8 protein-coding genes are annotated in these 11,056 nt (G+C 69.9%); 5 read left to right on the forward strand and 3 right to left on the reverse strand.

Features of this window, described 5'->3' with window-relative positions; translation table 11 throughout:
- The first annotated feature begins 42 nt into the window (after positions 1-42).
- The gene (locus G569_RS65015; RefSeq protein WP_211233227.1) at positions 43-2,385 is read left to right on the forward strand and encodes a hypothetical protein; all 2,343 of its coding nucleotides are present in this window, start codon (positions 43-45) and stop codon (positions 2,383-2,385) included.
- Positions 2,386-2,454: 69 nt separating this feature from the next.
- Here the strand turns inward: G569_RS65015 and G569_RS0140865 are convergent, their stop codons facing one another.
- Positions 2,455-3,762, reverse strand: coding sequence for a DUF2254 domain-containing protein (locus tag G569_RS0140865; protein WP_028067681.1), 1,308 nt, complete (start codon positions 3,760-3,762; stop codon positions 2,455-2,457).
- Between the two features lie 214 nt (positions 3,763-3,976).
- Between G569_RS0140865 and G569_RS0140870 the strand changes: the two genes are divergently transcribed.
- Positions 3,977-4,831 (forward strand): class II glutamine amidotransferase, encoded by an 855-nt coding sequence (locus G569_RS0140870; RefSeq protein ID WP_028067682.1) that lies wholly within the window; start codon positions 3,977-3,979, stop codon positions 4,829-4,831.
- Between the two features lies 1 nt (position 4,832).
- Here G569_RS0140870 and G569_RS0140875 read toward each other — a convergent pair whose 3' ends face one another.
- A complete protein-coding gene (locus G569_RS0140875; protein WP_037502951.1) occupies positions 4,833-6,833 on the reverse strand; it encodes an aldo/keto reductase in 2,001 nt (666 codons plus the stop codon).
- 5 nt (positions 6,834-6,838) lie between these two features.
- The gene (locus G569_RS0140880) at positions 6,839-8,860 is read right to left on the reverse strand and encodes a right-handed parallel beta-helix repeat-containing protein (protein ID WP_053227752.1); all 2,022 of its coding nucleotides are present in this window, start codon (positions 8,858-8,860) and stop codon (positions 6,839-6,841) included.
- A gap of 110 nt (positions 8,861-8,970) precedes the next feature.
- On the opposite strand from G569_RS0140880, the gene G569_RS55920 reads away from it, so the two are divergent.
- The 3 genes from G569_RS55920 to G569_RS55925 form a co-directional block, all read left to right on the forward strand.
- Complete coding sequence (locus G569_RS55920; protein ID WP_053227753.1) at positions 8,971-10,209, forward strand: ROK family protein; 1,239 nt, start codon at positions 8,971-8,973, stop codon at positions 10,207-10,209.
- Between the two features lie 73 nt (positions 10,210-10,282).
- Positions 10,283-10,420 (forward strand): hypothetical protein, encoded by a 138-nt coding sequence (locus G569_RS64330; protein WP_169542361.1) that lies wholly within the window; start codon positions 10,283-10,285, stop codon positions 10,418-10,420.
- Between the two features lie 279 nt (positions 10,421-10,699).
- The coding region (locus G569_RS55925) for an extracellular solute-binding protein (RefSeq protein ID WP_028067685.1) at positions 10,700-11,056 on the forward strand (357 nt) is incomplete at its 3' end.

Genomic DNA, 11,056 nt, shown 5'->3' on the forward strand with positions numbered 1-11,056 from the left:
TAGAGTCGGCCTGTTGACGAGGGCAACGGAGGGGAAGTGTTGATGCTCAAAACACTGAGCCGCGGAAAAGGGCTCGCCGCGACGGTCTCACTGAGTACATGCCTGCTGCTGGTTTGCTTCGCCGGCACGGCCCTGGCGTCCGACTACGACGCGGATGGCTCGTCCACGCCGGCCGACTGCGACGACTTCGACGCGGCGATCCATCCGGGCGCGACCGACAAGCCCGACTTCGCCTTCGAGGACCTCAACTGCGACGGCATCGACGGAGATGTCAGCAAGGCGATCTTCGTCGACGGCGGCGGCGGCCTCGACACGCGGTCAGGGACGAAGGACTTCCCGAAGAAGACGATCTCCAACGCGATCGTCGCCGCAAAGGCCGCCGGCAAGGATGTCTATGTCGCTGCCGGCACGTACGCGGAGGGGCTGACGCTCGACACCGGCGTGTCGATCTATGGCGGCTACACCCCGAACTTCTCGTCCCGCTCGACGGTTGAGCCGACGACGATCACCGGCCTCCCGCAGGCCGCGCTGGCCGACGGCAAGACCGGCATCACCCTGCAGCTGCTGACCCTGCTCGGAGGCACGGCCACCTTGGCCACGGGCGGCAACTCGTACGGCCTGCGCGTGATCAACAACGCGAAGGTCGCGCTCGACCACGTGATCGCGACCGGCGGGACGGCGATCGCCGGGGCGGTGGGCGGTGTCGGCGCCCCGGGCTCCAACGGCACCAACGGGACCGTGGGCGGCGGCGGAACGTGCGGCACCGGCGGCAGCGGCGGGACCGGCCCCGCCGGTGGCGCGGGAGCCAACGCCGGCGGCAAGGGCGGGAACGGCGGAGGGATCGGTGCCAACGGCGTCAAGGGCGGCGACGGCGCGCCGGTCGGCTCGGTCGGGATCGGCGGCGCTCTCGGCGGCGGAAGCAGCGGCAGCGGCAACATCACGGGCGGCGGCGGCGGCCCCGGCACCCCCGGGAGCACCGGTGGCACCGGCAGCGACGCGCCCCTCCCGGTCTTCACGCTCGACCTCGCGAACGCCACCTGGTCCGGCGCCCCCGGCGACGTCGGCAAGCCCGGTGTGAACGGGACCGGCGGTGGCGGTGGCGGCGGCGGTGGCGGCGCCTCTGTCAACTCGATCGACTACAAGGCCGGCGGTGGCGCCGGCGGCTCCGGCGGCGGCGGGAGCGGTGGCGGCGACGGCGGCAAGCCCGGCGGCAGCGGATACGGCTCGTTCGGCGTCTACGTCTTCAACGCGCTCGTCGTCGCTCGCGACTCGACCCTGCGCGGGGGCACCGGCGGCGCGGGCGGGAACGGCGGCAACGGCGGCGACCCGGGCACGCCCGGCACCGGCGCGGGCGGCGGCAACGGCGCCAGCGGCGGCGTCGGGACCGGCTGTGGCGACGGCGCGGGCCTCAACGCCAAGGGCGGCAACGGCGGCAAGGGCGGCGACGGCGGCAAGGGCGGCTCCGGCGGCAAGGGCTCCGGCGGCACCGGCGGCCCCAGCGCGGGCGTGTTCCGCGCCGGCGCCGGCTCGTTCTACTCGCAGCGCACCACGACCCAGACGGGCGGCGCGGGCGGCACCGGCGGCCGCATCGGCGGCACCGGGCTGTTCTCGCCCACCGGCATGTCCGGCGGCCTGCTGCAGGCGACGGGAGTCGGCCCCGCGTTCGGCGATTTCGACGCCGACGGCATCACCGACCCGCTCGACGACTGCCCGACGGTCTCCGCCGTGGCAACGACGAACGGCTGCCCGCCGCGCCCGGCCAAGCTGATCGACACCGACCACGACGGGATCCCGGACACCAACGGCCAGGGCACCCCGATCGACAAGTGCCCCACGGTCGCACCCGCGCCGGGAACGGACGCCGACGGGGACGGCTGCCCGGACCCGGTCGTCACTCCCACTCCGACCCCGACGCCGACCCCGACCCCGACCCCGACGGCTACGGCCACGCCGGTCCCGCAACCCAGCGGCGACAGCCCCCCGCCGCCGAGCACCGGAGGCGGCAGCCCCAACCCGTCATCGGTGGAGCAGGTCATCATCACCGTGACCTACTTCGCCAAGTCGGGCGCGAAGAGCAGCAAGTTCACGAGCCTGAAGGTCCGCAACGTCCCGCTCGGCGCGACGGTCACGGTCACCTGCAAGGGCTCGGGCTGCCCGAGCGGCCTGAAGGGCAAGGGCTTCACGAAGAAGAACGCCTTCGGGGCGGTCGACCTCAAGAAGTTCATCAAGAAGCCGCTGAAGGTCGGCGTGACCATCACGGTCGTCGTGTCCAAGCCGAACGCGATCAGCGCCGTCAAGGTCCTCAAGGTCCGCAAGTCCAAGGCGCCCACGATCACGACCAAGTGCATCCGCCCGGACTCGACCAAGCAGGTCGCCTGCGCTTGACCTGAAGGGCGGGTGCGCCGCCGGCGCACCCGCCCCGAGCCACGCCCACCGGGGCCTGCGACGCCCGAGTCACGCCCCGCCGAGGCCGAGCGGGTCCGGCCGTTCGACGATCGCCCGCTCCTGCTCGTCCGGGAACGCGCTCTGCACCGCTTGGCCGAGCAGACGGCGCTCGAGCTCGATCCGCGGGCGCTCATCAGGGGTGGCGACCGCGAGCAGACGGTCGTAGAGCGCGTTGAGTCGCCGCACGATCTGCGGCGTATCGGCGCCGAAGCGGCGGATCTCCATCAGCCCGAGCTCCATGTACGCCGCCCAGCGGGGCGCCGGGACGACCGCGCGCGCGGTGCCGTCGGTGTCGACGACAAGCGACGGGCCCGGGTGGCGCGTCGCCAGTTCGGCGAGCAGCGACTCGATCCGGTCCAGCGACTGCACGGCCGTGGTCGGATCGTTGATCGCCGGAGAGAGCGCCCGGATCGCGATGTCGACGAGCATCCGCAACACGAACGCGGGGTCCTGGTCGATCGTGCGCTGGCGGGCGAGCACGAAGACGCGCCGCGCGAGCGCCGGGTCGGGAGCGGTATGCCCGCCGCTGATCCGCAGCACCGGCCGGCCCGGGCTCAAATACTCGCCCACGACCGGGACCACCGTGACGAAGCCGCCGGTCTGGCGGGCGAGGCGCATGAGCGCGTTGCGGTCCACGGCGGCGATGACGGCCGGGCGGCCCTGGTGGGCGAGCTCGGTCGCGCCTTCGTCCACCACCGGGGAAGCCACGCCGCTGGGGTCGGCGCGGGGATGGACCTCCTCGATCACCGCGTAGCCGCGCCGCACGAGGTTGCGCAGGATGCCGCCGATCTGCGTGCTCTCGAACGCGCGCTGCACCAGGGCCACGAAGGCGCCGATGGTGATCAGCGCGAACAGGAGCCCGCACACGACCGTCGCGGCGGGCACGAAGTCCCGCCCGGCCTGGTCGGTCTGGCGGCCGAGCGCCGCGAGCGCGAAGAGCGAGTAGATGGCGGTGGCCGTCGGCAGCGCGAGGCCGGCGATCACCACCGGGTCGCGGCGCAGGCGCGCGGCGAGCCTGGGCGAGTACGACGACGTCTGGATCTGCGCGGCGACGAAGACCGCCGAGAACACGATCCCGGTGAAGGTGATCATCCCTCCGGCGAGCGCGCCGAAGATCGCCTGCGCCGACGTGCCGGCCAACGGCAAGCTCGCCTCGTCGCCAAGGTGCTCGTCGAGGATCGGCAAGCCGATGCCGAGCGCCACCGCAACGAAGTTCGCGGCCAGCACGGGGACCCACATCGCCGAGCTGAGCCAGATCCGCAGCCGGAACAGGCGGCCGGCGGCGCGGACCTCGTGATGCGCGTCCGGCGAGCTCACGCCGTGACCAGATAGCCGCCGAAGTCCCGCGGCGAACACGCCCAGACGGCCATGCCGCCGAAGCTAGCCACCGCGCGGGTGACCACGGCTCACCCGGCGGGGATGAACCCTCCGGCGAACCCGCCGGTCCCGGTTCATCCGGTTCGGATGATTCCCGAGCGCCCGCGAGCCTCGACCATCTGGTCGCACATCCGACGCGGAAAGGGCGTGGCACATGTGCCGTTGGCTCGCATACTCCGGCTCCCCCATCCTGCTTCAAGAGGCGCTCTACGAGGGCCCGAACTCGCTCGTCGCCCAGAGCCTGAACTCCAAGCTCGGCGCCGAGCCGACGAACGGCGACGGGTTCGGCGTGGGCTGGTACGGCGCACCCGACACGCCGGGTCTCTTCCACAGCACCGAACCGGCCTGGAACGACAGCAACCTCCGCGAGCTCGCCGGCCACATCAGCTCGCCCCTGTTCTTCACGCATATCCGCGCCGCGATCGGCAGCGCGGTGCAGCAGACCAACTGCCACCCGTTCCGCCACGACCGCTGGCTGTTCATGCACAACGGCTACATCAACGAGTTCGCCACGATCAAGCGCGACCTGATCCTCGCCGTCGACCCATCGCTCTTCCCCCAGATCCGCGGCCAGGCCGACACCGAGGTGCTGTTCTATCTCGCGCTCACGCTGGGTCTCGAGGACGACCCGCCGACCGCCGTCGGGCAGGCGATCGGGCTCGTCGAGGCAGTCGCGGCCCGCCACGGCGTGCCGAACCCGTTCCAAGGCACCGTCGCGACCAGCGACGGCGAGAGCATCTGGGCGTTCCGGTACTCCAGCGAGAGGAACTCGCGCACGCTGTTCTACACGACCGACGTTCCCACCCTGCGCAAGCTCTACCCCACGCGTGAGCTGTTCCAGGAGGTCTCGGTCAACGCACGGCTGATCGTCTCCGAACCCCTCGGCGACGTGGCCGGGGTCTGGAACGAAGTGCCCGAATCCACCTACGGCATCGTCGGCCCGGACCACGCCGAGATGCGGGCGTTCCGGCCGGAGGCTCCCTCGACCCCCGTCGCCGTCCGCGCATGACTCACGCGTCACGCTTGAGATCGAGCCAGGCCGCCTGCTCCTCGGTCAACTCGACCCCGAGGCCCTGCATCGAGGAGCGGGTCTCCGCAATCGACCGCGGACCGAAGAGCGGGAACGTCGGGAAGGGCTGACTCAGGACGAAGGCGAGGGCGATCGCGGTGGCCGGCACGCCGAGTTCGGATCCGAGCTTCTCCGCCCGCCGCAGGCGCTCGAAGTTGTCGTCGCTGTAGTAGCAGCGGACGAGGTCCGCGTCGCTGCGGTCATCCGGCCGTGCGGGCCGGGCGAAGAAGCCACGGGCCTGCGACGACCACGGGAGCAGCGTGATCTGCGCCTCGGTCAGCCACCGCTTGGACGCAGCATCGGTGACATGCTCGCACCCGGCCCACGGCACGTCGTAGGCTTCGGCCAGGCCGAAGTGGTTGCTCAGCACCGTGAGTTCTCGCCGTCCGTTGGCGCGCGCATAGGCGTTGGCTTCCTCGAAGCGCTCGCGGGTCCAGTTCGACACGCCGATGACCCTGATCCGCCCCGCCCGCTGCTCCTGGTCGAGCACGTCGACGAACTCACCGACCGGGATATCCCGATTGTCGCGGTGCATCATGTAGATGTCGGCGTACTCGGACTGCTGGCGTTCCAGCGACTCCGCCAGCTGTGACACCAGCGACTCGGGATCGCAATGCGGGGTGTGGGCGCCTTTGACGATCACGACGACGTCCTCGCGGACGCCGCGGTTGGCCATCCACTGGCCGAAGAGTCGCTCGTAGCGTCCCCTGCCGTAGATCCAGCCGGTGTCGAACGCGTTCCCGCCCAGGCTGTAGAAGTGGTCGAAGACCGCCGAGGCGTGCGCGAGGTCGGGCTGGTTGTCGCACCCCATGACGAGCCGTGACATCCGCTTGTCCAACCCGGGAATGCTGCCGTACTTCATCGGTGGGGTCGCCGATCCGGGCCGGACCGTCAGCGGCTCACCCGAGACCGTGGGGATGTTCGCGTCGTCGGCCTCGAACGGATACACCAACCCGATCTCCGCCCGCCACTCGTCCAGCACGCGGGCGTTGCCCAGGCTGTCGGCCAGGCTCATCTCGATCGGGCCGGCCGCCGGCTCCTCGTCCCGCGCACGCGCGAGGCCGTCGGCTTCGAGCGCGTACGGGAACGCTCCGGCATAGCTGCGCGTCCGCGGCTCCTCTCCGACCAGGGTGACGGTCACCGTCGGGTCGGCGGACAACGTCCACGGATCGGCGATCTCGATCTTGCCCGCGCTGCCGTAGATCGTCACGGTGTTGGCGTCCTGCAGCCGGATCCCGGCCCGGACCGAAGCGGTGACGCCATCCGGGAACGAGAGCCGGCCGACGGTCCACTCGTCCACCCCGGTCGCGCCGATGACACCGTCCGCGGAGACGGTGTCCGGTTCGACGAACGGCTTGCCCGCCGCGGCACCCGCGATCGCGCGGGCGTAGGAGACGGGGTAGCCGCCGACGTCGAGAATCCCGCCGCCCGCGGTCCCGGGATCGAACAGCCGCCCCTCGGTGCTCCCGCTATGGAACGCGAAACTGGCATCGATGTGGACCAGGTCTCCGATCACCCCTTGGGCGACCAGGCTCAGCACGTCCCGGGTCTGCGGATGGAAGCGGTACATGTACGCCTCCACCAGGCTCCGACCGACCTCCCGGGCGACGTCGACCATGGTCATCACCTGGCCGTTGTTGGGCGCCAGGGGCTTCTCGCACAGCACATGCTTGCCCGCACGCAACGCGCGGATGGTCAGGGCGGCGTGGCCCGTGTGCACGGTCGAGACGTAGACGGCATCGATGGCCGCCGATGCCAGAACCTCGTCGTAGGTTCCGATCACCGCATCGGCCCCGAGGCCGAACTCGTCGGCGAAGGCACGCGCGCGATCGGGATCCGAGCTGCCGACACCTGTAAGCGTGCCGGTCTCGCTGTGCGGCAGCTGGGACGCGAAGCGCCGAGCGATGTTTCCGGGGCCGAGAACGGCCCAGCGAACCCCCATCCGCGTCACCACACGCGGACGCGCGACGCGCCCGATGCGAGGGTTGCGATCGGCCCGGCGGCATAGGCGTGGTCGCCGGTCTTCCGCGTCCCGACCAGGTCGGTGTCGAGCCGTGCCGGGCTCCCGTCGCGTTCCTCGAAGTCCGCGTCCACGAAGCGGACCCGTTCGAGGTCGCTTCCGGTGATGAGTCCGATGCGCGCCTGGTCGAAGCCCTCGGGCAACTGCGTCTCGAGGTAGACCTCGTCGCCCTCGTCGACGACGGCGACGCTCACGTCGTCGCCGTCCAGGACGAGCGCATCGTGCTCGGCTTCGTACGCGTCGGCGCCCAGGGCGTAGACATTGTCGCGAATGTACACGGGTTGCTTGACGCCCGCGTAGCGTTCGTGGTCGCCGCGCGACGGGTCGTCGACCAGGGTGAGGTAGTCGGCGAGCGTTGCGGGATGGTCGTCGTAGCCGGCGGTGCCGTAGCTTGCGCCCTGGCCGAACCGTGCGGTCGGGCCGTAGGCCGGGGGCGTGCCACCGCCGAGGAAGACGTTGCCGATGTGGCGATCGTCGCCGGCGAGGATCGCCGCGTAGCCGGCGACCTGTGTGCTGTGGGGTACGTGGTAGGGCGTCGGGCGCTCGATCACCGGGACGATCGCCACCGTTCCGCACACGAGGTTGTTGACGTACGCGCCGCCCTGGCTGAAGGACTCCAGGGAGGCGGGTGAGGCCAGGACGTTGTGGTCGACGATGTAGGGCCCGTGGCTCACTTCGACGAACAGGTCGCGGCTGTTTCCGTAGAGGACGTTCTGTGAGATGCGGGTGCCCTGCGTCTGCCAGTCGAGCCAGACGCCGAGTGAGCAGTCGTGGATGCGGTTGTGGCGGATGACGACGTCGATGGCCGCGTGGAGCTTGATGCCGGCGATCTCGTAGCCGTAGAACTCGCGCTTGAGGGCGATGTTGTAGATGTGGTTGTCCTCGATCGTCGAGAACACGCACCCGAGGTGCCCGACGATGCCATTCTGGCCGCAGTCGTAGATCGTGTTGCGCCGGACGACATGCGAGCCGATGTGCTCGCGATCCCAGCCGATCTGCCGCGCCGAGAACACTGACTCGAGCTGGTACTGATAGCCGGGCTTGTCCTTCCGAAGCGTCGCGTAGTTGTGTCCGGTCGCGGCCTCCTTGCCGAGCGAGATCGCCGAGCACTTCGCGTCGTGGATGACATTGTCCTCGATGATCCAGCCCTTCGCCCAGTTCGGGCCGATCAGGCCCGGCTGGTCGGCCGTCGGAGGAGTCCACGGACTGGCCGCGTGCGCCAACTCGAAGCCGCGGACCGTGATGAAGTCGAGGTGATGCTCGGTCGGGTAGAACACCGAACGGCGCACGTTGATCTCCACGAGCTCGGCGTTGGGGTCAGCGCCCTGGAAGTTCGCCCAGATCGTGGTCTGGTCGGCGTCGACTTCCGTGTACCAGACGTGGAGCGTCTGCTCGGGATCGCGAATCCGGTCCGTCGTCCCGGTCCAGTCGTCCAGCACCTCCGTCCGGAGCGGCGGGTCCGAGACCTCGGGCAGGCTCAGCACCTCGTAGAAGCTGCGCCCGTTGAGGTACACGTCGCCGAGGTGCTTGCGGCCGGAGTCCGCGCCGGGGTAGACGATCCAGTCCCCGTCGATCGTCTCGGCGAATGGGTTGAAGGCGCCGAAGAGCGCGTTCGGCACGACGACCTTCCACACCGTGTCATCGATGGACTCCCACCCAGTGACCCGCTCGGAGCCTTTGATGACGACGTGCTCGCCGGCGGCCGCCTCGTAGGTGATGCGACGCTGGTCGCTCAACCCGCCGCGTCGTGGCATCACCCACTCGCGGTACTCGCCTGCGTGCACGACGACGGTGTCGCCCGGCTGCGCCACCCCGGCGGCTCGGTTGATGGTCCGGAACGGGCTGTCATCGGAGCCGGGAGCCGTGTCGGACCCGGTCATCGCGACGTGGAACACGGCCGCGCCGACGGCTCGGCGCTCTGGGGTCTGGATCTGATCGCTGGACGTCATAGTCTCTCTGACTCGAGGTTCGGACGGCACCAAAAGCTTGGCAGTTCTGCAAGACTACGTCAAAACATTCGGCCCAAATACGGACAAGGATGAGCTGGTGGGACTGAGTCGTGCATAACCACGAAGCCGAAAATGGGTTCCCGTCGCCCGGCGGATCGCTCGAGGCCCTGCGCGAACAGAACCTGGCTCGTGTCATCGCCGCGCTGCGGCTGGGGGGTTCGATCAGTCGAACGGAGCTCGCGCGGCGGACGGGAATCTCGCGCACCACCGTCGCGAGCCTGCTCGCCGCATTGGCCGAAGCCGGGCTGGTGCGCGAGGAAGCCGCGCCGAGCGCGCCGACCAGCCAGGGCGGGCGGCCTCCCGTGTTGGTGGCGCTCGAGCCCAGATCCGCGGTCGCGATCGGGGTCGACTTCGACCACGACGGCATCCGGGTCGCGGTGGCCGACTTGTCTCACACGATCCTGGCCGACATCGAGCGAGACCTCGACGTCGATGCCGACGCCGCCCGTGCACTGGACGTGGCCGTCGAGCTCGTCAACGAAGCGCTCGCTTCCGCGAAGGTGAGCCGGACGGCGGTGTTGGGCGTCGGCATGAGCGTTCCCGCGCCGGTCGAGGTATCCAGCGGCATCGTGCTCGAGCCTTCGATCTTGCCGGGGTGGGCGGAGATCAACCCGGCAGAGCAGCTGTCCAAACGACTGAACCTGCCGGTTCAGGCCGACAACGACGCCAACCTCGGCGCCCTTGGCGAGGCGACGTGGGGGGCCGGACGCGGCTGCGAGGACTTCGTGTTCCTGCAAGTGCGGACGGGGATCGGTCTCGGGCTCATGCTGGGGGGTCGTATCTATCGCGGGGCCGCCGGCCTGGCCGGGGAGCTTGGGCACGTGACCGTGGACGAGGAGGGCCCGTGGTGTGGGTGCGGGAATCGCGGCTGCCTGCAGCAGTTCGTATCGGAACCGGCGATCCTGAGGACGCTCGCCTCCTCGCAGGACCCGCCGCCGACCATCGCGGCGGTCGTGGAGGCCGCAAAGGCAGGTGACCGCGCATCGTTGCGCGTGCTCTCGGACGCCGGGCGCCACATCGGCGAGGCGCTGGCCGCCGCATGCAACCTCCTCAATCCGCAACGCGTGATCATCGGGGGAGAGCTGCGGTTCGCCGGGGACCTGCTGCTCGCCTCGATTCGATCCGCGCTTGAGCGGCGGACGCTCGGGGCCGTGCTCTCGTCGACCGAATTGGTGCCGGCGGAGCTCGGGCCCGCCGCGGAGGTGCGCGGGGCATTGACGCTGGTTCTGCTGGCGACAGACGAGCATCTCTCGGCTCGAGTCGCGAGCACGGGCAGTTTTCGAACCTAAGAGTTGCGCAAGACTCCGTCGTAACCTATGCTCATCTTCGTCACCCGAGTCGGGGTGCTGAGGAGGAGACGCAGTGATGGTCATGATCGAGTGGCATGCCGCGGGGGTGAGTGGCATGGCGTCGGAGCATCGGTTCACGTTCGAGTTGTGGACCGTCGCCGATCCGGGTCGCGATCCGTTCGGCGCGCTGACCGAGATTCACCGCGCGTAGAAGCACGATCGAGACAGACTTGCCGCCTGGAACGGGCCTCGCTTCCGGCGAGGTCGCGGTTTCGGGCACCTGCGGAAGCCTGGTGCTCGCGGAGCGCCCGGGACGAGCACGACGAGGAGGGGAGACCCCTTGCGTAGCACGGTACGAAGCAACAGCGCCCGTTGGCGCGCCCCGCTGGTCGCCTGTTGTCTAGCACTCACTGCCCTGGTGGCAGCGTGCGGCGGCAGTGACAGCACCTCGGGCGGTGGTGGCGGCGCGACGTCGACGAAGAAGATCGATATGGCGGCCGAGCTCAAGAAGCCGGCCACGATCACCGTGTGGGCGTGGACGCCCGGCACCGACGAGGCGGTGAAGATGTTCGAGGCCGCGCACCCGAACATCAAGGTCAAGCTCCAGAACGTGGGCCAGGGCCCACCGCATTACCGCAAGCTGCGCACCGTGCTGAAGTCGGGCAAGGGTCTCCCGGACGTCGTCCACATGGAGTTCCAGTACATCCCGAGCTTCACGCTCACCAAGAGCCTGCTCGACATGACGCCGTACCTGCCCGACAACTTCCTCTCCGGCTACCCGGAGTGGGTGCAGAAGCAGATCAACATCCAGAACGGCATCTATGGCATCCCGTGGGACACGGGCCCG

Origin of the sequence: Solirubrobacter soli DSM 22325 (assembly GCF_000423665.1) — a bacterium.
GTDB lineage: Bacteria > Actinomycetota > Thermoleophilia > Solirubrobacterales > Solirubrobacteraceae > Solirubrobacter > Solirubrobacter soli.

What these genes read in the sequence shown, in the direction of transcription:
- G569_RS65015 (WP_211233227.1), top strand. Translation starts at nt 43, where the DNA reads ATGCTCAAAACACTGAGCCGCGGAAAAGGGCTCGCCGCGACGGTCTCA.
- G569_RS0140870 (WP_028067682.1), top strand. Translation starts at nt 3,977, where the DNA reads ATGTGCCGTTGGCTCGCATACTCCGGCTCCCCCATCCTGCTTCAAGAG.
- G569_RS0140875 (WP_037502951.1), bottom strand. Translation starts at nt 6,833, where the DNA reads ATGGGGGTTCGCTGGGCCGTTCTCGGCCCCGGAAACATCGCTCGGCGC.
- G569_RS0140880 (WP_053227752.1), bottom strand. Translation starts at nt 8,860, where the DNA reads ATGACGTCCAGCGATCAGATCCAGACCCCAGAGCGCCGAGCCGTCGGC.